This is a genomic window from Stappia sp. 28M-7, assembly GCF_014252955.1.
Lineage (GTDB): Bacteria > Pseudomonadota > Alphaproteobacteria > Rhizobiales > Stappiaceae > Stappia.
The window spans coordinates 3,757,381-3,779,715 of sequence record NZ_JACMIA010000001.1; the positions used below are offsets into that span (position 1 = coordinate 3,757,381).

The window sequence follows — 22,335 nt, forward strand, 5'->3', positions numbered from 1 at the left end:
GGTACGGGCCTTTTTTATTGTCCATGCCACGGGCTCCAGGCGCCCCCGGCCGGATCTTACGCGGCAAGCCCCAGAAGCGCGCGCGCCTCGGCAACGCTCGCCGGATGGCGGCCGTATTCCGGGCAAAGATCGACGACCCGCTGCACCAGCGCAGCGTTGGAGGGCGCAAGCCGCTCCTTGTCGAGGCGCACATTGTCCTCAAGGCCGGTGCGGCAATGGCCGCCAAGCTCAAGGCTCCAGCGGTTCAGCTCGATCTGGTTGCGGCCAATGCCCGCGCCCGTCCATGTCGCCTCCGGCATCAGCCGCTTCAAGGTCTCGACATAGAATTCGAAGACCTTGCGGTCGGCAGGCATGGCATTCTTCACGCCCATCACGAACTGGACATGCAGCGGCCCCTTGAGCCGGCCATCCTTGACCATGGACGCGGCCTGGAAGACATGCGAGAGGTCGAAGGCCTCGATCTCCGGCTTGACGTTGTAGGTCAGCATTTCCGAGGCCAGCCAGTCGACGAGGTCCGGCGGGTTCTCGTAGACCCGCGTCGGGAAATTGTTGGAGCCCACCGAAAGCGACGCCATGTCGGGCGCCAGCGGCAACATGCCGCCCCGCGCCTTGCCGGCACCCGAGCGCCCGCCGGTCGACAGCTGGATGATCATGCCGGGGCAGTGCTTCTTCAGCCCCTCGACCAGCCCGGCAAAGCGCTCCGGATCGGAGGTCGGCTTGCCGTCCTCCTCGCGCACGTGGCAATGGGCGATGGTTGCTCCGGCCTCGAACGCTTCCTGCGTGCTCTCGACCTGTTCCGCAACGGTGATCGGCACCGCTGGATTGTCCGATTTCTGCGGCACGGAACCGGTGATCGCCACGCAGATGATGCAAGGTTCGGACATGGGACGCACATACCTCCTGTGAAGAAAATGCGGCTTGAGGCAAGCCGCGCCCCGGCGCCCATCCCTCCCGGACAGGCGGTTCACGGGCACCTTCGATCTGGTTAGCAGCTTCGCCGAAGATCGGCAAATGGGTGGATCAAAGCAGACCGCGCGCAGGCGTCACGACCGCTGGCAACGCGAAGTTTTCCAACCCGCCACCCACCCTGCCGCCACGCGCCAGAAGCGCAACGAGATCGGTCGCCGGCACAGGGGCGCCGAACAGGAACCCTTGCGCCACCCGGCAGCCGGCACCGGTCAGCAGCGCGACCTGCTGCTTCGTCTCCACCCCTTCCACAGTCACGCCGATATCGAGCCGTGCGGCCAGTTCCAGGATCGACGTGACGATCGATAGGCTGTGACGGTCGCTCTCCAGCGAGCGCACGAAACTGCGGTCGATCTTCAGCTCGTCCCACTGGAAACTGCGCAGATAGGACAGCGCCGAATAGCCGGTTCCGAAATCGTCGAGCGAGATCGAAACGCCGAGGGCCTTCAGTTTCTTCAGGGTCGCGATCGCCCGGCGCGTGTCCTTCATGACGACGCTTTCGGTCACTTCCAGTTTCAACCGCGACGCCGGCAAGCCGAAGCGCAACAGCACATCGGCAACGGTCTCGGCCAGATCCTCGCGCGCAAGCTGCGCCACCGACAGGTTGACCGCGACCGGCAGCTCGATGGGCAGCGCCAGCGTGTCGCGGCAGGCCTGCTCCAGGATCCGCTCGCCGATCTCGACGATCCGTCCCGACGCCTCGGCAATGGGAATGAACTCGCTGGGAGGCACCCAGCCGAGCGCCGGATGACGCCAACGGGCCAGCGCCTCGAGCCCGACGATGCGTCCGGTCAGCATGTCGACCTGAGGCTGGTAGTGGGTCGCGATGTCCCCGTCCTCCAGCGCCTGGGTGATGCCTTCCTCGATCTGGCGGCGACGTGTTGCGTCCGCGCGCATGGAAACGTCGTAGAGCTGCACGCGGCCCTTGCCGGTTGCCTTGGCATGGCTCAACGCCAGATCCGCGTTCTGCAGCATCGACGAGCCGCTCTCGTCGTCTTGCGCCAGCGCAACGCCGATCGTCGCGTTGACCACCACATTGCCGCCGCTCAGCGTATGGGCCTCGTGCAGCCCGTCGATGAGCAGCTTGCCCCTGGACACGGCCTCCTCTTCTCCGCCGGAAAGCCGGGTCAGCACCGTGAACTCGTCGCCGCCAAGCCGCGAGACCACGTCGCGCGGGCCCCAGTCGGCAACGATCCGGCGCAGCCTGTCGGCGACCGAACGCAGCAGATCGTCGCCGGACGCATGGCCGAGAATGTCGTTGACCGCCTTGAACCCGTCGAGATCGAGCGCAAGGACGGCAAGCCGTCCGCTCTCTCGCGGCCTGGCAGTCGATATCGCCTGCTCCAGCGAATCGTGGAAGGCGATGCGGTTGGGCAAACCCGTCAGCGGATCATGGCGAGCGGCGAACTCGAACTCGCGCGCTGTCTGCTCGGCTGTTGCCCTCGCCCGGCGCAGCGAGCGGGCCTGGATAGACATGAACAGCAGCAGCACGGCACCGGTACCGACCAGCACCTCAACCAGAATGTTCTGCAGCCTCTGGCGCTCGAGCAATGTGGCGCGGGTTTCGGCGGCCTCGACAAGATTGTCCATCAGCGCCTCGCCGCCGATCCGGTCGATCACGCCCACAGCCTTTTCGAGCACCGCATCGATACGCGCCAGCGCCGCCCGATCCGGCAGGGCTGCATAGTCGCTTTCGATCGATGCCACGTCCTGGGACAGTTCGTCGAGCATGGCCTTACGCCGCGGCGATGCGGCAACGAAGGCACCGAACGCCCCCGACGACCAGGTCTCGATACGGCTCGCCAGAATATTGTAGAAGAGCCAGGCCTCTTCCGCGTCCGATATGCGGCCGGTCGCTGCATATTGCGAGATGCGCTGCCGTGCCGTCATCGCGTCGACACGTCCGTTGAGCCCCGACATGGCGATGTCGTAGCGCATCGACTTGTCCACCGCCCCCCCGGTCGTCAATACCGCCTCGGCGTGCAACAGAACCGCCAGCACCAGAACCACCAGGACCGAAATGGCCAAATGGCGGAAGCGGTCACCGACGGCAGTCGCGCGCTTGAGGAGGATCGACAGGGTCATCGGCTCACTTCAACTTGATACGACGCAACTGCCAGATCGAACGGGAGTAATAGAGCTCGTTTCTCAGCTCCGGAAAGCGGTCGAAGGGATAGATGACGAAAAGCGGCCCCTTGTCGCGAACCCCGAGATAGGCACCGTCCGCCTTGAACGCCAGAAGAACGCCGTAGGCCGTCGCGTCGGATACCGGAATCTCGGTGTAGAAATTGTTGAGCGCGACACCTTCGATCATCTCGCCCTTGCTGCCGAGCTTGTCCAGAAGATCGGACAGGAGAATTCCTTCGAAGGTAACCACCTTGTCATGCCATGGCGTCGAGGTCTTGACCTTGCTGACGCCCATGGCCTCAAGATCGGCAATTGTGAAATCTCGGGATGCGTTGCCCTCGATATTGCCCTCGACTGTCAGAACGACGGGGCCGGACGCGTGGGCCGCGGGGACGGCGAGCAACCACATGCCTGCAACAAGTGACAAAAGGAACCGTGCAAGTGACATGACCGTTCTCCGTTATTGTACCTATTATTCAATCGAAAGTCGCGTTTTACTTCTTGACACCCAGCGCCGCCCCTTCGATTCAAGCGACACTATAGTACGTTCCGGAGGGAATTTTTAGATTAAATACTTGTCACCACTGCTAAATCCTTACCATTTGTTAACCATACCATCAGTGGAAAACGGAAAACCAAGGCGAGATACCGTTTCGTCAGCGAGGCAGCGGCGGCGTGAAACATTCCCGGACGCTCGTTCCAAAGCAAAACAGCCCGGATGGTTTTCCATCCGGGCTGTGGTGTTTTTGTGGTGCGGGCGCAGCGCTGTCCGGGCCAATGCCGGTCCTGATACCCCGTCGACGTGCGGCGTGGTTTGTCAGCCTGCGAGTTTAGCGACTGCTCGTTTGGCCATTACGGTGATGAGGTTTGCGCGGTATTCGGCCGAGCCGTGGATGTCGGAGATGAGGTCGTCGGCCTCGGTTGCGACGGCGGCCGCGGCCTCCGGCGTGAAGCTCTGCGACAGCGCCTGTTCCAGCCCCTCGTGGCGGAAGACGCCGTTCGACCCGGCGCCCGTCACCGCGACCCGTACCCCGTCCTCGGTGCGGGCGATGAACACGCCGGCCATCGCATAGCGCGAGGCCGGGTTCGGATACTTGGCATAGGCGCAGGCCGCGCAGGCGGGGATTTCCACCGCCGTCACGATCTCCCCCTCCTCCAGCGCCGTCTCGAACAGACCGGTGAAGAACTCCTCAGCCGCAAGCCGGCGCTTGTCGGTGACGATCGTCGCCCCCAAGGCCAGCATCGCCGAAGGATAGTCCGCCGCCGGGTCGTTGTTGGCGATCGACCCGCCGATCGTCCCGCGGTGGCGCACATGCGGATCGCCGATATGGCCGGCAAGCTCCGCAAGCCCCGGCGCCAGGCGCCGCACGCTCTGCGAGCCGGCAACCTCCGCATGGGTCGTCGCCGCCCCGATCCGCAAGGCACCGCCCGTCTCCGCGATCCCCTTCAGGTCGGCGACATGCGTCACGTCGACAAGATCGGACGGCGCCGCCAGCCGCTGCTTCATCGTCGGCAGCAAGGTCATGCCGCCAGACAGGATCTTGCCGTCCTCGCTGCCGGCGATCTTCGCCGCCGCATCGGCGACGCTCGTCGCCCGGTGATAGGTCGTCTCGTACATCCCGGTTCTCCCTCGCCCGGCAGTTCCGACCGGGCCTCTTGCTCGTCTGGTGAGGCGCCCCCGGGGCCTAGGGCCGTCCGGGAGCGCCGTCCTCAAGGATTGCGTGGGCGTCTGTTCCGCCGTGCTGCTCCGCTGCCCTATTCGGCGGCCTGTGCCGGCCGGACCGTCTTCAGCGCCGCCCACACCGCCTGCGGCGTTGCCGGCATCTCCAGCGCGTTGGTGCCGATCGCGTCGGTGATCGCGTTCATCACCGCCGGCGGCGAGCCGATCGCCCCCGCCTCGCCGCAGCCCTTCATCCCCAGCGGGTTGCCCGGGCACGCCGTCACCGTCGTCATCAGCCGGTAGGACGGCACGTCGTCGGCGCGCGGCATCGTGTAGTCCATGTAGGACGCCGACAGCAGCTGACCGTCCGCGTCATAGGACGCGTTCTCCAGCAGCGCCTGGCCGATGCCCTGCGTCAGACCGCCATGCACCTGCCCTTCCACGATCATCGGGTTGATGATCGTCCCGAAGTCGTCCGCCGCAACGAAGTCGACAATCTCGACCTTGCCCGTCTCCGGGTCCACCTCCACCTCGCACACATAGGTGCCGGCCGGGAACGTGAAGTTGGTCGGGTCGTAGAACGCCCCCTCCTTCAGGCCCGGCTCCATCCCGGCGGGCAGGTTGTGCGCCGTATAGGCGGCAAGCGCCACCTGGAAGAACGGCAGCTCCTTGTCCGTGCCGGCCACCTTGAACGTGCCGCCCTCCAGCGCGATGTCCCCTTCCGAGGCCTCAAGCAGGTGCGCTGCGATCCGCTTCGCCTTCGCCTCCACCTTGTCCAGCGCCTTGACGATCGCCGACATGCCGACCGCGCCCGAGCGCGAGCCGTAGGTGCCCATGCCGAACTGCACCTTGTCCGTGTCGCCATGCACGATCGCGACCGTGTCGAGGCCGACGCCGAACCGCTCCGCCACCAGCTGCGCAAAGGTCGTCTCGTGGCCCTGGCCATGGCTGTGCGAGCCCGTCAGCACCTCGATCGTGCCGACCGGGTTCACCCGCACCTCCGCCGATTCCCACAAGCCGACGCCCGCTCCCAGCGAGCCGACCGCCTGGCTCGGCGCAATGCCGCACGCCTCGATGTAGCAGGACAGCCCGATGCCGCGCAGCTTGCCCCGCCGCGCCGCCTCCGCCTTGCGCGCCGCAAAGCCCGCATAGTCGATCGCCGACAGCGCCGCCTCCAGCGAGGCATCGTAGTCGCCCGCGTCGTAGCACATGATCACCGGCGTCTGGTGCGGGAACGAGCGGATGAAGTTCGCCCGCCGGAACTCGGCCGGGTCCATCCCCACCTCGCGCGCCGCCGTCTCCATCATCCGTTCCAGCAGGTAGGTCGCCTCCGGCCGCCCCGCCCCGCGATACGCATCCACCGGCACCGTGTTGGTGTAGACCGTCTTCACGTTGCAGTGGATCGCCGGGATCGCATACTGGCCAGACAAGAGCGTCGCGTAGAGATAGGTCGGCACCGACGAGGAGAACAGCGACATGTAGGCGCCGAGATTCGCCACCGTCTTCACCCGAAGCCCAAGGATCCGGTTCTGCGCGTCCAGCGCCATCTCCGCTTCCGAGTAGTGGTCGCGGCCATGCGCGTCCGTCAGGAACGCCTCCGTGCGCTCGCACGTCCACTTCACCGGGACGCCCGTCTTCTTCGACGCCCACAGGCACACCATCTCTTCCGGATAGATGTAGATCTTCGACCCGAAGCCGCCGCCCACATCCGGCGCGATCACCCTGAGCTTGTGCTCCGGCGCGATGTTGTAGAAGGCCGACAGCACCAGACGCGCCACATGCGGGTTCTGCGAGGTCGTCCACAGCGTGTAGTGCTCGTCCGCCTCGTCGTACTGGGCAAGGGCCGCGCGCGGCTCCATCGGGTTCGGCACCAGCCGGTTGTTGCGGATCTCCATCCGCGTCACATGCGCCGCAGAGGCGAAGGCCGCCTCGGTGGCGGCCGCATCGCCGATCTCCCAGTCGTAGATCAGGTTGCCCGGCGCTTCCTCGTGCAGCTGCGGCGCGCCGTCCTTCAGCGCGTCCAGCGCATCCACCACCGCGGGCAGCGGCTCGTACTCGACCTCCACCGCATCGGCGGCATCGCGCGCCTGGCCCCGCGTCTCGGCGATCACCACCGCCACCGCCTGGCCGACATGGCGCACATGCTCGCTCTCCAGCGCCCGCCAGGCGCCCATCTTCATCGGGCTGCCGTCCTTCGAGTGGATCATCCAGCCGCAGATCAGGTTGCCCACCCCGTCCGCAACCAGTTCCTGCCCGCTCAGCACCGCGATCACGCCCGGCATGGCCCGGGCCGCATCCGCATCGATCGACACCACCTTCGCATGAGCATGGGGCGAGCGCACGAACACCGCATGCGCCATGCCCGCCACCGTCATGTCGTCCGTGTAGCGGCCCTTGCCGGTGATGAAGCGCTTGTCCTCGCGGCGCTGCACGCGCGCGCCGATACCTTCAACCGAACCTGCCATCTCGTCCTCCCTCGCGGATGCCCGCGGCCGCCGGCCTCCTCGCCGCGCCGCACTCCGCTTCGACATTGTCCTTGCTCGAACTGTCCTTGCCCGAAGTTCTGGCCCGAAGCCCTGATCCGGACGATGCGCCCGGACACCCTGCCCGGCAGGCCCGCCGCAGGGCCGTTCCCCCCAGAACGCCCCAGAACGGCCGCGGGCCTTGCACCGGCAGGGCGGCTTCAGCGCCCTATTCGGCCGCCGTCTTCATCCCGGCCATCGTCTGGCTCGCGGCCGCGATCGCCTTGACGATGTTGTGGTAGCCCGTGCAGCGACAGATGTTGCCTTCCAGCTCGGCCCGGATCGTCGCCTCGTCCAGCGGTCCCCCGCCATGGCGCGCGATCATGTCCACCGCCGCCATGATCATCCCCGGCGTGCAGAAGCCGCACTGCAGCCCGTGATGCTCCTTGAACGCCGCCTGCACCGGGTGCAGCTCACCCCCGGACGCAAGACCCTCGATCGTCGTCACGTCCGACCCCGAGGCCTGCGCCGCAAGCATCGTGCAGGACTTCACCGCCTTGCCGTCCACATGCACCACGCACGCCCCGCATTGCGACGTGTCGCAGCCCACATGCGTCCCCGTCAGGCCAAGACCCTCGCGCAGGAACTCAACGAGAAGCGTCCGGTCCTCGACCGTCCGCGTCACCGTCCGCCCGTTCACGACCATGCTCACTTCGGCCATGCAAATCCTCCCTCGTTCCAAAAGGCCTGTTCCAACGCCCCTTCAGGACCCGGCCGGCCATCTTCAAACCTGTTGCCCAAACCAGTGCGCGCCAACACCGGCGCGCCAAACTCAGCGCGCCAACCTCACCGTGTCAGCGCCAGGATCACGATCACCACCGCAAGCGCCGCAAGCCCCCACACCATCGGGCCGCCGAGAAAACCCCGGCCCGCCGCCGCCTCGACCTCGGTCTCGACCTCGCGCGCCGTCTTCACGACCCGCTCCTCCGCCTCGTGCACCGCATCAGAGACCGCCTCGCCGACATCGCCGGGAAGCCGCGACAAAGCCGCGCTCTTCGCCGCCTCGATCTCGCCCGCATCCGGCTCGTCCGCAAACGCCGCAGCACCAGCGCCAGCAGCAGCACCAGTCTCGCCCGACGCCGCGCCGCCCTCCACGATCTCCTTGAACTTGCCGAAGAACTCGTCCGCCATCTTGCGCGACGTCGACACGATCAGACGGCTGCCAAGCTGCGCCAGCTTGCCGCCGACCTGCGCCTTCACCGTGTAGCTCAGCACCGTCTCGGCCCCGTCCTCGGCCAGCGACACATCCGCCGCACCCTTGGCAAAGCCGGCAACCCCGCCCTTGCCCTCGCCGACGATCGTGTAGCTCTCAGGCGGGTTCAGGTTCTCAAGCGTCACCGCACCCTTGAACGTCGCCTTCACAGGCCCGATCTTCGCAACGACCGTCGCCGTCATCTCCCGATCCGAAACCTTCTCAAGCTCCTCGCAACCGGGAATGCAACGACGCAAAACATCCGCATCGTTCAGCGCGGCCCAAACCGCCCCGCGACCTGCCAAAATCCGATACTCACCCAACAAATCCATGGAAGCTCCTCCCGGCCCGGCCTCTGGCGTCAAGATGCCTGGCAGGCCGTTTGCCCGGTCTCCCTCCAGGCGCCCTCAGGAAAAGGCAGCGCTCCCCCCTTGTACACTGTACTTTCGGTCAAAGCCGAACGTCTGCTTGTCACGTCGAAGCGAGCGGACCTAGACTGGGCCGTCGCCACAGCGCCATCCGGGAGCCGGTCTTGCCGGCAGTCCGGAACGGGGAGATGGCGGGCGGCGCGAGGGAGGAAAACGTGCAGCCGAACGGCGGCATCGAACACGCCTGCGGCGTCATCGCACTCGATTGCGACGACCCGGGCGATGCGGGATACTGGGTTCGCGTGGCCGCCGCGCGCGAGCGCAATCGTGCGGGCTTTGCCCTGGTGTTCTTCTCTTCGGCGCGCTTTGCAGCCGAGGATGTGACAGCGGCACTGGCCGCGATATGCCCCGACCTGCCCTATGCGGCCTGCTCCACTGCAGGGGAGATCACCCGAAGCGGCATCTGCGAGGGCAATCTCGTCGTCATTCTCTTCCCGGCCGCCCGCTTTCGGATCGCAGCCCACCGGATCCTGGACATTCGCCGCGCCGGCATGGAAAGGATCGTGGCACAGGTCAGCAAGGCCAAGCGCGGATTTCTCGGATCCGCCGCAAGCCCTGCCAACACATTCGCCCTGTGCCTGATCGACGGCCTGTCATTCGCCGAGGAATCCGTCACCGCCGCGCTTCATTGGGGCCTCGACGACATTCCCCTTCTGGGCGGGTCGGCCGGCGATGACATGCGCTTCGGCGCGACGACCCTGCTCCTGGACGGGGAACCGGCAAGCAATGCCGCGATCCTGATCCTGGTCGAGACGCAGGTTCCCTTCCACATCTTCAAGACCGACAATTTCGTCCCCACACCGGACAAGCTGGTGGTGACCCGCTCCGATCCCGACAGGCGCATCGTCCACGAGTTCAACGCAGCCCCAGCCGCAGAAGAATATGCCCGTGTGATCGGCATGGATCCGCAGAGCCTGTCGCCGATGAGCTTCGCCTCGCATCCGCTCGTCGTACGGGTCGGCGGGGAGTACTACTGCCGCTCGGTCCAAAAGATGAACCGCGACGGCTCGCTTTCCTTCTTCTGCGCCATCGACGACGGCATCGTCATGACCGTTGCCGAACCGGCCGGCATGACCCGCACCACGCGCGCCGCCTTCGACGCGGTGCGCGAGCGCATCGGCGGCATCGACTTCGTACTCGGCTTCGACTGCGTTCTGCGGCGGATCGATGCCCGCAACCGCCAGGTGACACACCGCATCGCCGCGATCTATCGTGAGAACAAGGTCATCGGCTTCAACACCTATGGCGAACAGTACCTGTCGATGCACCTCAACCAGACCTTCACCGGCATTGCCTTCGGTCTGGGACAGAGCGGCGGGAGCGGTCCATGAGCATTCTCGACATCGACGATGCGGAACGCCTGAAGCGCATCAACGATGCGCTGATCAATCGCGTCGAGCGCGCGATGGATCAGCAGCGCAACGCCTTTTCGCTGTTTCAGACCGCCATCGCGCTGGAGGGACAGGTCCGCAGGCGCACAGACGAGTTGACCTCCACCCTGCGCAATCTCGAGAAGACCAACGCGGAACTTGCCCGGCAGAAGGAAATCTCGGAGCGCGCCGACCAGTCGAAGACACGGTTTCTCGCTGCCGCAAGCCATGACGTGCTGCAACCCCTGCACGCGGCCCAGCTGACCATGTCGGCGCTCTACGACCTGCAGAAGAGCGAACGCGGCCGGGCGATGGTCATGCAGGTCGAGCGCTCGCTCGACACCATGAACGAGCTTCTGCACACGCTGCTCGACATTTCCCGCCTCGATGCCGGAGTGATGGTACCCGACCCCACGGCGGTGCCGCTGGTCCCGGTCATCGAGTCGCTGCTGTCCGATCTGCGCCCCATCGCCGAAGCGAAGGGCCTGCGCCTGCAGACCTCGATCACCGGGGACCATGTGCGCTCCGACCGGACCATGCTGCGGCGCGCCCTGCAGAACCTGATCTCCAACGCCATCCGCTACACCGACCGCGGCGGCGTGCTGATCGGCACCCGGCGGCGCGGCAACATGGTGGCCATCGAAGTGGTGGATACGGGCTGCGGCATCCCGCTCGACCAGCGCGAGCTGATCTTCGACGAATTCCACCGTGGGCCGGCGGCCAAGGGCCATGCCGGGCGCGACGACGACTGCGCTCTCGGCCTCGGCCTGTCCATCGTGCGCCGCCTAGTGACGGCACTCGGCCACGAACTCAGCCTGACATCGGAAGTCGGCAAAGGCAGCCGTTTCCGCATTCTCGCCGAACGGTGCGAGCCGCCTTCGCCCGGCAAGGCCAGGCCGCAAGCGGCCCAGCGGCCGGCCTGCGACGCCACCCTTGCCGGCCGGCGCATCCTGCTGCTGGAAAACGACATCGAGGTGACCCGCGCAATGTCGACCCTCCTCGACGGATGGGGATGCGAACACCGGATCGCAGCCTCGCAGGCCGGAGCGGACGAACTGCTGGACGAAGGCTTCGTGCCCGAGCTGATCATCGCCGACCAGCATCTCGACCATGGCGACCAGGGCACGCGAACGGTCGCGGCACTGCTGCAGCGCCTGCGGCGCCGGGCCCCGGTGATCCTTGCCACGGCGGATATCTCCGAGGCAGTCGTGAAGGACGCGGCGAACCTTGGCGCGGAATTCATGGCCAAGCCGGTGAAACCCGCACAGCTACGAGCGCTCATGGCGCATCTTCTGGCCGCGGCACCGTAGAGGCGGCCAGCAAGTGAGGACGGTCAGGCGCCGGCCTTGCCGCTCTTGCCGTGCGCAAAGGGGTCGAAGAGATCGGGGCCCGAAATCTGTTCCAGCTTCGACATCTCGATCACCACCTGGGTGCGACTGAAGACGTTGAGCTTCCGCAAGATCTCCGAGACGTGCGCTTTCACGGTGGTTTCCCCCACCTCCAGCTGGTAGGCGATCTGCTTGTTGAGCAGCCCGTCGCAGATCATCCGAAGCACCTTGAGCTGCTGCGGCGTCAGCGTTGCCACCCGGTCGATCATGTCCTGGGCATGTGCGTCGATCTGGTCATCGCTGCCCGCCAGAAGATCGTCGGGCACGAACACCGCACCGTTGATGACTTTCTGGATTGCGTCAGCCAGGGCCGCCTTCTTGGCCGATTTCGGGATGAACCCGGCCGCCCCGTAGGCGATCACCTGCGAGATGACCTTCCGCTCCTCATGTCCCGAAACAACCACCACCGGAAGACGCGGAAAATTGGTCCGCAGGTGCAAAAGCCCGTCCATGCCGCGCACTCCCGGCAGGTTGAGGTCGAGCAGCGCTAGGTCGAAACCGCCTTCCGCGGCGAGAATATCACAGGCTTCCGACAGCGATGCGGCGTCCTGGGTATCGGCATCCGGATAGGCCTGCGTCACCGCACTATGCAGAGCCTCTCGAAACAACGGATGATCGTCGATGATCAGGAATTTGGCCATGGCACCAGATTGAACTGACATGTCGGTCTCTCCGACCATCGCATCAAATGCGTGATCTTCAAAGGCTTTGTCCGCAAGAGGCCGACAAGCGCCGGCACACCCTGACAAGGAGTGTCGCCAAGCATCGACACCCCGACAAGCGGACTAAAGAACGAGAGGTGTGAAGCGCAGGGTCGCGGGAACGCTCAGGCGAAGCGGGTAAAGAGCTCCGCCTCGCTGCTTTCGCTGTCTCCGACGGCCTCGAAGCACACGACCGGCCCCTCCGACAGGGCGGCATTGTAGGCAAAGCCTTCCGCGCACAGGCCGGAGAAGATCTCGATCATGCCGGCCTTGCCGATCTTGTGCGGATGCACTTCCAGCACGATGCGCTTGAGGCCACCGACACGCAGGTTTCTGAACAGGTCGAGTTCCGCGCCCTCGATGTCGGCGATGAGAACCGTGATCCCCTTTTCGGCAATAAAGGCCGAGGCATCCACTGCCGGCACGCGCACCGTCTCTGTCACGCCCTCCTGGTCCTGGCCGATGCCGGAGCGCCAGAACTCACGGTGCAGGGTGAACTCGACGAAACCCGTCTTGAGGATCTGCGGATCGGACACGAAGGCCGCATTGATCACCTCGACGCCGGACACACCGTTCTTGCGGTGCGTCTCGCGAATATGCGGGATGAGACGGGCATCCGCCTCTACGGCGGCGTAGTAGGCAGGGCCGACATTGCGCATGACGCCGGCCGAGATGAAGCCGATGCCGGCGCCAAGCTCCAGCACCCGGTCGTCCTTGCGCACGAAGCGCGAGGCCATCGACAGCTCGGACGCCTCGTAGCGGCCGCGCCGGATTTCCTCGATGATCCGATCATTGGCAACGGTCTCGTCCAAAGACAGCACCAGCCCGCTGGTGCGATGGGTTACCAGTTGCCCCGACATCCGATCCACTCCGTCCTTCGGCATGCGATGGCGCCACGGCCCGACCCGCAACCAACCGCATCCGTATTTTTGTCAATGCTCGCAATGCGAGCAATTCCACACTTCTTGTCGCAAAGCTTCGGGCCTTGCGCAAGAGCCGCAGTGGATGGCGATACCGAGAAGATCAGCGGGGTGCCGGATCGGCCAGTTCGAGAATGGCGGCAACCAGAGCTTCGGCCGCCTCGTCGAGTTCGCCGCTATTGTCGATGGTGCAGGCGGGGGCGACCGGAAGCTGCTCCTTGGCCCGCGCGATGCGGGCGGCAATCTCGTCCGCGCTCTCACGCCCGCGCGCGGCCAGCCGCGCGGCGAGCACCTCCGGCGCTGCGGTGATCTGTATTACCGCGAATGTAGGAAACCGCTCCTTCATGCCCGCCAGAGCCTTGCGCGACCCGTTGATCACAGCGGGATGCCCTCTTGCCAGATGGTCAGACAGGGAGGCAGGAAGCCCATAGCCTAGCCCATGCGCCCGCCAGCAATAGGCGAAGGTACCCGCGCGCTCCGCCTCATCGAACGCTTCTGCCGTGATCGGCACATGCTCCTCGGCATCCACACTGGCCGGCCGGGTGATCGACCGGCGCACGAAAAGAACATCCGGTCGATCGGACAGGGCGGCGCGTGCCCGCGAAAGCAGCGTGTCCTTGCCGACCCCGCTCGGCCCGACGACGGCGATCAGCGGCCCCTGCCCGCCCGAAGCTGCCCCCTGCATCGGTCAGACCACCCGGTTGCCTTCGCGCCACACGGTGCGCACGATCGGAATGTGCTCCTCGACCCGGACACGCACCAGGTCGGCGCGCTTGCCGATGGCAATCTCGCCGCGGTCGTCGAGCCCGGCGGAGCGGGCCGGCGTGCGCGTGACCATGGCAATCGATTCCGGCAGATCGATCCCGTCGACCACCTCGCCCAGGAAGAAGGCGGACTGGATGAGGCTGAAGGGGATGTAGTCCGACGACAGGATGTCGAGCAGGCCGTTGGCCGCAAGATCCCGCGCCGAAACATTGCCGGAATGCGAGCCGCCCCGCACCACGTTGGGAGCGCCCATCAGGACCGCCAGCCCCTGCGACTTGGACGCCCGCGCGGCCTCCAGCGTGGTCGGGAATTCCGCAACGCGGATCCCCAGTTCCACCGCCTCGTCGACATGGGCGTCAGTCGCATCGTCGTGGCTGGCCAGCATGACCCCACGCGCCCTGGCGCGCTCGGCGACGATCTTGCGGTTCTTGTCGGACCAGGTTGCCGACTGGGCCATCCGCCGCTCGCAGAAGTCGTTGAACTCCGCGTCGCTCATGCCCCGCTTACCCTTGTAGTAGACCGCGTAGGCTTCGAGGCTAACGAACTGGCGCTGCCCGGGCGAATGATCCATCAGCGAGGCGATGCGCACGCGCGGATCGTTCTCGAAAACCTCGAAGCTCTCCAGGCAATTGGGCGCGGACACTTCGCAGCGCAGATGGATGAAATGCTCCGCCCGCAGCCGATCCTTCGCCATGCCCGCCTCGATGGCATCGGCCAACCGCCGCATGTCGGCATCGGTGATGTCGGTGTCCTCGTCGAGCCCGACGCGCAGGGCATCGAAGACCGTGGTGATGCCGCTGGCAGCGATCTGCGCATCATGGGCGCAGACGGCCGCGATAGGATTCCACCGGACCTTGGGGCGCGGCGCATAGTGGTTTTCCAGATGATCGGTATGCAGTTCGACCAGCCCGGGGATCACATAGTCGCCGCCCATGTCCTGCGCGCCCGGCAGCGACGAGGGGCCGCTGTCGATACCCGCGATGCGGCCGTCGCGCAGATGCAGCGAGCCCTCGACAACCTGGTCGGCCAGCACGATCCGGGCATTGGTCAGTATGGTATCCATCGGTCCGTCTTTCTCGAAGGGAACGGTCTGTCAGCCGCCTGTTCCCGCAAGCGGCGCCTGATGCAGGCAGATGAAGGGAGCACCTGGAGCCGGCTCGGCGAAGATCGCCAGCCGGTCGAAGGCGACCGGGGTCGCCACCAGTGCATCGAACTGCTCGTCCAAAGCCCGGCGAACGGCAACTGCCGTCTCGCCGTCCAGCCGGCCGCTGAGCGTCATGTGGAAGCGGAATGCGTCGAAAATATAGGGGTAGCCCCAGCTCTCGAGCAGCTCCCGCTGGTGCGGCGACAACCTCTCCGGCCTGCGGCGCGCGATCTCCGCCTCGGTAAGAGGCGCCCGGAACGGCTCGAAGTGCCGCACGATGCCGCTAGCCAACCCGTTCAGCTCGTCCACCGGGCCGGCGGGCGTCAGCGCGAAGAAGCCGTCGAGGTTCGACAGCTTCAAGCTCACGGGAGCGATGGGCCGCGTCGTGCCGCAGAAGGCATCGAAAGCGGCAACCAGTTCGTTCTCGCTCCGCCCTGCAGCCAGACGGAACGGCGCCTTCAGCGTCCCGTGAAAGCCGTAGCGCACCGCAGAGGCGATCAGGCCGGCCCGGGCCTGCGGCGAGAACCCGCCGATATTCGCCGGCTCGACCGTACGGCCGAATGCGCTGCGGCCGAGCCAGTCTTCGGCGGCGCGGACCAGCGGATGCCCGGCATCGGGCGTGAAGTAGATCGCGTATCGCATACGTTCCGCTTTTCGTGGAGCCGAGAGCCGGTCAGGACATCTGCGCCAGGGGCCGCAACGCCATGCACCGGCCCCGGTGACGGGCAGGACCTGCCGGGACAGCCCCGACAGTAAGCCGTCAAACTTACGTCCGACCGGTCCGACCGATCAACAGGCCTCTGAGCCATCCGGACAGGCTGTCCATCGCCATCACCATCAGAATGATGAGGACGATGTAGTAGCTGACCTCCTCCCAGTCCTTCTGGGTGATGATCGCCTGGGTGAGCAGCAGGCCGATACCGCCGCCGACGATGGCACCGATCACGGTGGCGCTGCGCGTGTTAGATTCCAGGAAGTAGAGAACCTGGCTGAGCAGCACCGGCACGATCTGCGGCATCACGCCGAAGCGCGCCTGCTGGATCGGCGAGGCGCCGGTCGACTGGACACCTTCTACCTGCTTGCGGTCGATGTTTTCCAGCGCCTCCGAGAACAACTTGCCGAAGGAGCCGGTGTCCGTCATCAGGATCGCCAGCGATCCCGTCAGCGGACCGGGCCCGAAGGCGCGGCTGAGGATGATGGTCCAGATCAGCCCGTCGACGCCGCGCACGAAGTCAAACACACGCCTGAGCGCAAAGCGCACGATCCGTGCGGGCGTGAAGTTGGACGCGGCGAGGAACGCGAGCGGCAGTGCAACCAGCGCCGCGCCCATGGTTCCCAGGAACGCCATCAGTACCGTCTCGAACAGAGCCCAGGCGACGTCACCGTGCCGCCACATCTTGTTGGTCCAGAATTCCGAAAGCATGTAGGCGATGTTCGGCCTTGCCGGATCGATGCGCTCGCCCGAGACGGCGAGACCTGCCAGCTCGGACACCGACCGGCCGCTGAACGGGCTGTCGAGCGTGAAGAAGAACAGCTCCCAGCCCGGCTCGTAGCGGAAAGTCTCGGTCCGGTTGCGGGTCATCGAGAACCGCCCCTGCGGTGTCGTCGCGGTGACGCGGGCGGACGATGCGTTGATCCAACCCGGAACCTCGCCCTCCGGCAGTTCCAGACGGATGCCCCGCCCCTCCGGCTCGACGCGGATCACGCCGTAATCGGGAACGGTGAAACGCGCGCCCTCGCCCTCGTAGACGACTTCGTAGCCCTCGCCGAGATCGATCCGCGTGACGCCATCATGCATGCCCACCCAGTCGGGCAGACGGCCGGGCGGATAGGTGCCCTTGTTCTCGCCTTCGATGGCCACGGTGACGTCGCCGGTGCGGTTGTCCCGCGTGACATGGGTCTTGTGGCTCCAGAAGTCGGACAGGAGGATCGCCGCATTGTCGGTCCTCGCATTGGCGACGATGCCCGGAATGTCGAAGGCGAAGAACACGTAGGCCAAGTAGAGGAGAACCACCGCAGGGATGGTGAAGGCAAGCCGCCGCTTGCGGTCGAAGGCGGCAACCGCCGCGTCGCCGAGCGAGCCGGCCTGCGCTGTGGAGATCATGGCAGCCATGTCAGTGCCCCTTCACCAGCTTGTGCCGGAAATGGCTCGAAACCTGGTCGATGACGACGATGGTGGCGAAGAGCAGCAGGAAGATCGCGACAACCTGGTCGTAGCGGCCCTGCCCCCACTGCATCGCAGTCTTGAGGTCGTAACCGATGCCGCCAGAGCCGACGAAACCCAGAATGGCGGAGGCACGCACATTGATCTCGAAGCGCAGGAGCGCATAGGAAAGCCAGTTCGGCAGGACCTGCGGCAGCACGCCGAGCCACATCGACTGGCTCCAGCTCGCGCCCGCCGAGGCGAGCCCCTCGACAGGCTTGCGGTCGGCATTCTCGCTTACTTCCGAGAACAGTTTGCCCAGTGCCCCCGTCGTGTGGAAGGCGATGGCGATCATCGCCGGCACCGGCCCGCCGCCGAGCAGAAAGATGAGCACGAGGGCGATGACGATCTCGGGGATCGCCCGCATCGCATCCATCAGCCGCCGGAACACGGGGATCAGCGCGGGAAACCGCGCCAGCCCGCGCGTCGACAGCAGCGACAGCAGCGCGCCCCCACAGGCTCCGATCAGCGTCGCCACGCCGGCAATGTTGATGGTCTCGATCAGGGACGGCAGAAACGTCCACATCAGGCCCGGCAGGTTGCCGGCCTTGGCAATCGCCTCGCTCACCACCTCGGACGGGAAGTCGAAGAACTGGTGGATGCCGGTCCAGAAGCCGCCGGCATTGCGGGCATCGGCAAGCTGGAAGCCCGATACCATCAGCAGGGTGAAGACCAGCAGCAGGATGCCGCTGTACATCTGCCGCTGGCGGGCATGGGCGAGATAGTCGGCGCGGATATCGCCCGACCTAGCGGAAGCCGTGTCCGTCATGAAGTCCTGCTACCATTGGCATGGGCCAAAGCGCACGGGCGGGACCAAGGGTCCCGCCCGGCTGTCACGAAGATCAGTCGATCAGTTGCTCTTGGCCTTGCGGACCGCGATGATCGACTCGTAGGCATCGTGGGTGATCGGGGCGAAGCCCGCGGTCTCGCCGGCGGCCACGTTGTAGGCGCACTCCGGATCCTTGCCGTGCAGGTCCTTCAGGAGCTGCGTGACCTTCTCCTTGACGTCGGCTGGCAGGGCGCGGCGCAGGACGACCGGGCCTTCCGGGATCGGCTTCGAGCGCCAGATCTCGACCAGGTCATTCATATCGACGAGACCGGCATCGACCGCCTTGCGAAGGGCGCCGGAATTGTAGCCGTCGATCCACTCGCCCTGGCCGTCGGCCCAGGTCACGCCACCGTCGACATCGCTGTTCTTCACGGCAACGATGGTCTGCTCATGACCGCCGGTGAAGACCACTTCGCCGAAATATGCGCCGTTTTCCATGGAAGCGCCGGTCTGCTGCGGGATCTCGATGGACGGGATCAGGTAGCCGGAGGTCGAGTTCGGGTCACCGAAACCGAACTTCTTGCCCTTCATGTCGGCCAGCGAGGTGATGCCGCTGTCCTTGCGAGCAAAACCGATGGAGTGATACGAGAACGAGCCGTCGAGGTTGGTCTTGACCAGCACGACGTCGACCGCTTCCGGATCGGTCAGGTAGGTCTTCGCGTAGCCCGAAGCGCCGAGCCAGGCCAGGTCGATGGAGCCGCCGAGCAGGCCCTGGATCACGCCGTCATAGTCGGCCGGGGTGAAGATCTTGGTCTCGACGCCGAGCAGGTCCTGCACATAGGAGCGCAGGCACTCGTTGGAGGCCAGGCGGTCCTGGGCGTTCTCGCCGCCGAGAACGCCGATGCGGAACTCGGTGATCTCCTGCGCCGTTGCACCGACAGACATGGTCGCGACCGCAGTGGCGGCCAAGAGAAGCTTCCTGAGCATATGACGTCTCCTGAAAGAGGTCGTTTGGTGTTCGTTGCGTGTGACCGCGCGCGGAGAGCCGCGCCGGATCCTGCGGCTCAGGCGGAGGCGGAGGCCGTCCGCAGCATGGCCGGGGATGGGGAGACCACCGCAGCCGGCATCGGCGTGGCGGTGATGCTGGTCGAGGTGATGGCCTCGGAGATTTCGTTGCCCTCGCCATCGGTGCCGTAGATCTCGCGCACCGCTTCGGCTGTCAGCTCATTCGCGGTGCCGTCGAACACGACCCGCCCCAGCGACATGCCGATGATCCGCTCGCAATAGGTGCGCGCGGTGTCCAGCGTGTGCAGGTTGGTAATGACGGTGATCCCTTCGCGCTCGTTGATGTCCTTGAGCGCGTCCATGACGATCTTGGCATTCAGCGGGTCGAGCGAAGCGATGGGCTCGTCAGCAAGCAGCACCTTCGGCGATTGCATCAGCGCGCGGGCAATCGCCACACGCTGCTGCTGGCCACCCGACAGGGCCTCGGCCCGCTTCAGCGCATGCTCGGCCACGCCCAGCCGCTCCAGGATGTCGATGGCGCGCAGGATGTCGGCCTTGGGAAACAGGTTGAACACGGTCGAAAGCGTCGAGCGGGCATTCAGCGTGCCATGCAGCACGTTGGACACGACGTCGAGGCGAGGCACGAGGTTGAACTGCTGAAACACCATCGCGCAGTCGCGCCGCCACGAGCGCAAAGCGGATCCCGACAGCGCCGAAACCTCGGTATCGCGGAACAGGATCCGTCCGCCATTCGGATCGACCAGCCGGTTGAGCATCCGCAGCAAGGTGGACTTGCCGGCACCCGAACGGCCGATGACACCGACCATCTGTCCGTCCGGAATGTCCAGCGTCACGCCATCCACCGCGGTCAGCAATCCGAACTTTCGCGTCACACCGTCGAGCTTGAACATTTGCGCCTCAATCCTGATGATTGAAGCTTGCGTATCCTGTATAGATGACAGGGAATCTGCGGTTTTATGACAATTCCCTGACGTTTCCCGGCTCCGAAAAAGCAATGCGCCGGCTTATGACTTCACTGAATTGCCTCGTAACGGTCCAGAAACGCCTGAGGATCGAGATTTCGAAAGTCTTCGAGCGTTTCGCGCAAGCGTTCATGGCTCCAGTCCCACCAGGCAAGCGCCTGCATGCGCGCCACGACATCCGCCGGAAAGCGCTCCCGGATCAACCGCGCGGGAACGCCGCCGACAATGGTGTACGGCGCGACATCGCGCGACACGACGGCCCCCGATCCGATCACCGCGCCATCGCCGACCGACACGCCGGGCAGGATGGTGGCACCGTGGCCGATCCAGGTGTCGTGACCGATCCGGACCCGCAGCGCACGGCGCCGCCGGAAGAAGTCGGCCTCCTGCTCGGCATCGTCCCAATAGTCGTTCGCGCGATAGGTGAAATGGTGCAGCGTTGCCCGCTCCATCGGATGATGGGTGGCATTGATCCGCACGCAGGCGGCGATGTTCGCGAACTTGCCGATCTCCGCGTTCCAGATCATCGCGTCGCGCATCACATAGGAATAATCATCCATGCGGGTCTCGCTGATGCTGACCCGCGCATCCACCTCGGTGTAGCGGCCGAACTCGCAGTCGCTGACCTCGGCGGTCGGATGGATGAACGGAGTTTCGGAAAGTCGTGCCATGCCCCGCCCCTCAGGCTGCGCGCGCCGGCGCGAAGCCGCGCACGTCGATGATCCGGTCTGCGACAGCCTCGCGCACTTCCTCGTCGTGGAAGATGCCGATCTGCGCGACGCCCTGCGCCTTCTTCTGAGCGATCATCTCGATCACCACGCGCCGGTTGGCCGCATCGAGCGAGGCGGTCGGCTCGTCGAGCAGCAACACCGGGTGATCGGTGATGAAGCCGCGGGCGATGTTCACGCGCTGCTGCTCGCCCCCGGAAAAGGTCGCGGGCGGCAGCTGCCAGAGACGCTGCGGCAGGTTGAGCCGTTCGAGCGTTTGAGCTGCCCGCTCCCGCGCGGTGGCTGCGTCGATGCCGCGCGCAACCAGCGGCTCGGCGACCACGTCGATTGCCGCAACGCGCGGAACGGTGCGCAGGAACTGGCTGACATAGCCGAGGGTCTCGCGGCGGATGGCCAGCACCAGCCGCGGCGAGGCCGCAACCAGATCGACCATCGCCTCGCCGTGGCGGATCAGGATCTCGCCGCCCGTTGCGGCATAGTTGCCATAGAGCATCTTGAGGATGGAGCTCTTGCCGGCGCCCGACGGGCCGCCGAGCACGACGCATTCTCCGGCATGCACCTCGAAGGACGCACCCTCCACCACCGGCAGTTCGAGACCGCCCTGCAGGTGCATGCAGAAGGACTTGGACAGGGCACTTGCCCGCACGGCGACGGTGCCGGCTTCGCGGCTGACGAGATCGGACATGGTCACACCTGCAGAATGGAAGAGACGAGAAGCTGGGTGTAGGGCGCCTGCGGATCGTCGAGCACCCGGTCGGTCAGTCCTTCCTCGACCACCCGGCCATCCTTCATCACGATCATCCGGTGCGACAGCAGCCGGGCGACCGCGAGATCGTGGGTGACGACGATGGCAGCAAGTCCGAGGTCGTTGACGAGACCACGCAGCAGATCGAGCAGACGCGCCTGCACCGACACGTCGAGCCCACCGGTCGGCTCGTCCATGAACACGAGGCGCGGGCCAGTCACGAGGTTTCGGGCGATCTGCAGCCGCTGGCGCATGCCGCCGGAAAAGGCGCGCGGCTGATCGTCGATGCGGTCGGCGGCGATCTCCACCCGCGACAGCCAGTGGGTGGCGGTGTCGCGAATGCGGCCGTAGTGGCGCTCGCCGACGGCCATCAGCCGCTCGCCGACATTGGCGCCGGCCGACACGGTCATGCGCAGCCCGTCCGCCGGGTTCTGGTGCACGAAGCCCCAGTCCGTGCGCATCAAGAGGCGCCGTTCGGCCTCGCTCATCCGGTAGAGATCGCGGCTCTCGCCGTCCCGCATGCGGTAGCTGACGCTGCCCGCACTTGGCTCCAGCCGTGTCGAGATGCAGTTGAGTAGCGTCGTCTTGCCCGAGCCGCTCTCACCGACGATGGCCAGCACCTCGCCCGGGTAGACCTCGAACGAGACATCCCGGCAGCCGACCCGCTCACCGTAATAGCGCGACAGTCCCGCAACGCTCAGCAGCGGCGTTTCATCCAG

The 22,335-nt window shown here is 65.8% G+C and carries 21 protein-coding genes; 2 read left to right on the top strand and 19 right to left on the bottom strand.

What is annotated here, in order from left to right:
* Positions 1-56: 56 nt before the first annotated feature.
* The 7 genes from H7H34_RS16850 to H7H34_RS16880 form a co-directional block, all read right to left on the bottom strand.
* On the bottom strand, positions 57-884 hold the full coding sequence (locus H7H34_RS16850; RefSeq protein ID WP_185925859.1) for a 3-oxoadipate:acetyl-CoA acetyltransferase: 828 nt from the start codon (positions 882-884) through the stop codon (positions 57-59).
* A 136-nt stretch (positions 885-1,020) separates the two neighbouring features.
* Entirely contained in the window at positions 1,021-3,051 is a 2,031-nt protein-coding gene (locus tag H7H34_RS16855; protein WP_185925860.1) for a putative bifunctional diguanylate cyclase/phosphodiesterase, read from the bottom strand.
* Positions 3,052-3,055: 4 nt separating this feature from the next.
* Positions 3,056-3,541 (bottom strand): putative pterin-binding protein, encoded by a 486-nt coding sequence (locus H7H34_RS16860; protein ID WP_185925861.1) that lies wholly within the window; start codon positions 3,539-3,541, stop codon positions 3,056-3,058.
* Between the two features lie 369 nt (positions 3,542-3,910).
* Complete coding sequence (locus tag H7H34_RS16865) at positions 3,911-4,711, bottom strand: FAD binding domain-containing protein (protein ID WP_185925862.1); 801 nt, start codon at positions 4,709-4,711, stop codon at positions 3,911-3,913.
* A 137-nt stretch (positions 4,712-4,848) separates the two neighbouring features.
* Positions 4,849-7,218: a xanthine dehydrogenase family protein molybdopterin-binding subunit gene (locus tag H7H34_RS16870; protein ID WP_185924131.1), complete on the bottom strand. Its 2,370-nt coding sequence runs from the start codon at positions 7,216-7,218 to the stop codon at positions 4,849-4,851.
* Between the two features lie 226 nt (positions 7,219-7,444).
* Positions 7,445-7,936: a (2Fe-2S)-binding protein gene (locus H7H34_RS16875; RefSeq protein ID WP_120270924.1), complete on the bottom strand. Its 492-nt coding sequence runs from the start codon at positions 7,934-7,936 to the stop codon at positions 7,445-7,447.
* 125 nt (positions 7,937-8,061) lie between these two features.
* On the bottom strand, positions 8,062-8,799 hold the full coding sequence (locus H7H34_RS16880; RefSeq protein ID WP_185925863.1) for an SRPBCC family protein: 738 nt from the start codon (positions 8,797-8,799) through the stop codon (positions 8,062-8,064).
* A gap of 251 nt (positions 8,800-9,050) precedes the next feature.
* Between H7H34_RS16880 and H7H34_RS16885 the strand changes: the two genes are divergently transcribed.
* Both H7H34_RS16885 and H7H34_RS16890 read left to right on the top strand, forming a co-directional pair.
* Positions 9,051-10,226, top strand: a complete 1,176-nt coding sequence (locus H7H34_RS16885; protein WP_371811414.1) for an FIST N-terminal domain-containing protein — start codon at positions 9,051-9,053, stop codon at positions 10,224-10,226.
* Positions 10,223-11,575: a hybrid sensor histidine kinase/response regulator gene (locus tag H7H34_RS16890; protein ID WP_185925865.1), complete on the top strand. Its 1,353-nt coding sequence runs from the start codon at positions 10,223-10,225 to the stop codon at positions 11,573-11,575. Before H7H34_RS16885 ends, H7H34_RS16890 begins: the two co-directional genes overlap by 4 nt.
* A 23-nt stretch (positions 11,576-11,598) precedes the next feature.
* Here H7H34_RS16890 and H7H34_RS16895 read toward each other — a convergent pair whose 3' ends face one another.
* From H7H34_RS16895 to phnK, 12 genes are all read right to left on the bottom strand, one after another.
* Positions 11,599-12,333, bottom strand: a complete 735-nt coding sequence (locus tag H7H34_RS16895; protein WP_245165108.1) for a response regulator — start codon at positions 12,331-12,333, stop codon at positions 11,599-11,601.
* A 146-nt stretch (positions 12,334-12,479) separates the two neighbouring features.
* Positions 12,480-13,214: an FkbM family methyltransferase gene (locus tag H7H34_RS16900; protein ID WP_185925866.1), complete on the bottom strand. Its 735-nt coding sequence runs from the start codon at positions 13,212-13,214 to the stop codon at positions 12,480-12,482.
* A 163-nt stretch (positions 13,215-13,377) separates the two neighbouring features.
* A complete protein-coding gene (gene phnN / locus H7H34_RS16905) occupies positions 13,378-13,959 on the bottom strand; it encodes a phosphonate metabolism protein/1,5-bisphosphokinase (PRPP-forming) PhnN (protein WP_185925867.1) in 582 nt (193 codons plus the stop codon).
* Between the two features lie 3 nt (positions 13,960-13,962).
* The gene (locus H7H34_RS16910) at positions 13,963-15,102 is read right to left on the bottom strand and encodes an alpha-D-ribose 1-methylphosphonate 5-triphosphate diphosphatase (protein ID WP_120269300.1); all 1,140 of its coding nucleotides are present in this window, start codon (positions 15,100-15,102) and stop codon (positions 13,963-13,965) included.
* Positions 15,103-15,132: 30 nt separating this feature from the next.
* Entirely contained in the window at positions 15,133-15,825 is a 693-nt protein-coding gene (locus H7H34_RS16915; RefSeq protein WP_185925868.1) for a DUF1045 domain-containing protein, read from the bottom strand.
* A 124-nt stretch (positions 15,826-15,949) separates the two neighbouring features.
* Positions 15,950-17,296 (bottom strand): phosphonate ABC transporter, permease protein PhnE, encoded by a 1,347-nt coding sequence (gene phnE / locus H7H34_RS16920; protein ID WP_185925869.1) that lies wholly within the window; start codon positions 17,294-17,296, stop codon positions 15,950-15,952.
* A gap of 1 nt (position 17,297) precedes the next feature.
* Positions 17,298-18,155: a phosphonate ABC transporter, permease protein PhnE gene (phnE, locus tag H7H34_RS16925; RefSeq protein ID WP_185925870.1), complete on the bottom strand. Its 858-nt coding sequence runs from the start codon at positions 18,153-18,155 to the stop codon at positions 17,298-17,300.
* Between the two features lie 81 nt (positions 18,156-18,236).
* Positions 18,237-19,142 carry a phosphonate ABC transporter substrate-binding protein gene (gene phnD / locus H7H34_RS16930; RefSeq protein WP_185925871.1) on the bottom strand — a complete coding sequence of 302 codons (906 nt, stop codon included), beginning with the start codon at positions 19,140-19,142 and terminating at the stop codon, positions 18,237-18,239.
* Between the two features lie 77 nt (positions 19,143-19,219).
* Positions 19,220-20,071, bottom strand: coding sequence for a phosphonate ABC transporter ATP-binding protein (gene phnC / locus H7H34_RS16935; protein ID WP_120269304.1), 852 nt, complete (start codon positions 20,069-20,071; stop codon positions 19,220-19,222).
* 122 nt (positions 20,072-20,193) lie between these two features.
* Positions 20,194-20,814, bottom strand: coding sequence for a DapH/DapD/GlmU-related protein (locus H7H34_RS16940; protein WP_185925872.1), 621 nt, complete (start codon positions 20,812-20,814; stop codon positions 20,194-20,196).
* A 10-nt stretch (positions 20,815-20,824) separates the two neighbouring features.
* The gene (phnL, locus tag H7H34_RS16945; RefSeq protein ID WP_185925873.1) at positions 20,825-21,556 is read right to left on the bottom strand and encodes a phosphonate C-P lyase system protein PhnL; all 732 of its coding nucleotides are present in this window, start codon (positions 21,554-21,556) and stop codon (positions 20,825-20,827) included.
* A gap of 2 nt (positions 21,557-21,558) precedes the next feature.
* Positions 21,559-22,335 carry a phosphonate C-P lyase system protein PhnK gene (phnK, locus tag H7H34_RS16950; RefSeq protein ID WP_171901438.1) on the bottom strand — a complete coding sequence of 259 codons (777 nt, stop codon included), beginning with the start codon at positions 22,333-22,335 and terminating at the stop codon, positions 21,559-21,561.

Excerpts from the sequence above, each read along its gene's own strand:
- phnE (WP_185925869.1), bottom strand. The coding sequence starts at position 17,296 with ATGGCTGCCATGATCTCCACAGCGCAGGCCGGCTCGCTCGGCGACGCG.
- H7H34_RS16875 (WP_120270924.1), bottom strand. The coding sequence starts at position 7,936 with ATGGCCGAAGTGAGCATGGTCGTGAACGGGCGGACGGTGACGCGGACG.
- H7H34_RS16900 (WP_185925866.1), bottom strand. The coding sequence starts at position 13,214 with ATGTCGGGGCAACTGGTAACCCATCGCACCAGCGGGCTGGTGCTGTCT.
- phnL (WP_185925873.1), bottom strand. The coding sequence starts at position 21,556 with ATGTCCGATCTCGTCAGCCGCGAAGCCGGCACCGTCGCCGTGCGGGCA.
- H7H34_RS16910 (WP_120269300.1), bottom strand. The coding sequence starts at position 15,102 with ATGGATACCATACTGACCAATGCCCGGATCGTGCTGGCCGACCAGGTT.
- phnC (WP_120269304.1), bottom strand. The coding sequence starts at position 20,071 with ATGTTCAAGCTCGACGGTGTGACGCGAAAGTTCGGATTGCTGACCGCG.
- phnD (WP_185925871.1), bottom strand. The coding sequence starts at position 19,142 with ATGCTCAGGAAGCTTCTCTTGGCCGCCACTGCGGTCGCGACCATGTCT.
- H7H34_RS16915 (WP_185925868.1), bottom strand. The coding sequence starts at position 15,825 with ATGCGATACGCGATCTACTTCACGCCCGATGCCGGGCATCCGCTGGTC.
- H7H34_RS16890 (WP_185925865.1), top strand. The coding sequence starts at position 10,223 with ATGAGCATTCTCGACATCGACGATGCGGAACGCCTGAAGCGCATCAAC.
- H7H34_RS16860 (WP_185925861.1), bottom strand. The coding sequence starts at position 3,541 with ATGTCACTTGCACGGTTCCTTTTGTCACTTGTTGCAGGCATGTGGTTG.
- H7H34_RS16870 (WP_185924131.1), bottom strand. The coding sequence starts at position 7,218 with ATGGCAGGTTCGGTTGAAGGTATCGGCGCGCGCGTGCAGCGCCGCGAG.
- H7H34_RS16895 (WP_245165108.1), bottom strand. The coding sequence starts at position 12,333 with ATGGTCGGAGAGACCGACATGTCAGTTCAATCTGGTGCCATGGCCAAA.
- phnN (WP_185925867.1), bottom strand. The coding sequence starts at position 13,959 with ATGCAGGGGGCAGCTTCGGGCGGGCAGGGGCCGCTGATCGCCGTCGTC.
- H7H34_RS16855 (WP_185925860.1), bottom strand. The coding sequence starts at position 3,051 with ATGACCCTGTCGATCCTCCTCAAGCGCGCGACTGCCGTCGGTGACCGC.
- H7H34_RS16880 (WP_185925863.1), bottom strand. The coding sequence starts at position 8,799 with ATGGATTTGTTGGGTGAGTATCGGATTTTGGCAGGTCGCGGGGCGGTT.
- H7H34_RS16850 (WP_185925859.1), bottom strand. The coding sequence starts at position 884 with ATGTCCGAACCTTGCATCATCTGCGTGGCGATCACCGGTTCCGTGCCG.
- phnE (WP_185925870.1), bottom strand. The coding sequence starts at position 18,155 with ATGACGGACACGGCTTCCGCTAGGTCGGGCGATATCCGCGCCGACTAT.
- H7H34_RS16865 (WP_185925862.1), bottom strand. The coding sequence starts at position 4,711 with ATGTACGAGACGACCTATCACCGGGCGACGAGCGTCGCCGATGCGGCG.
- H7H34_RS16940 (WP_185925872.1), bottom strand. The coding sequence starts at position 20,814 with ATGGCACGACTTTCCGAAACTCCGTTCATCCATCCGACCGCCGAGGTC.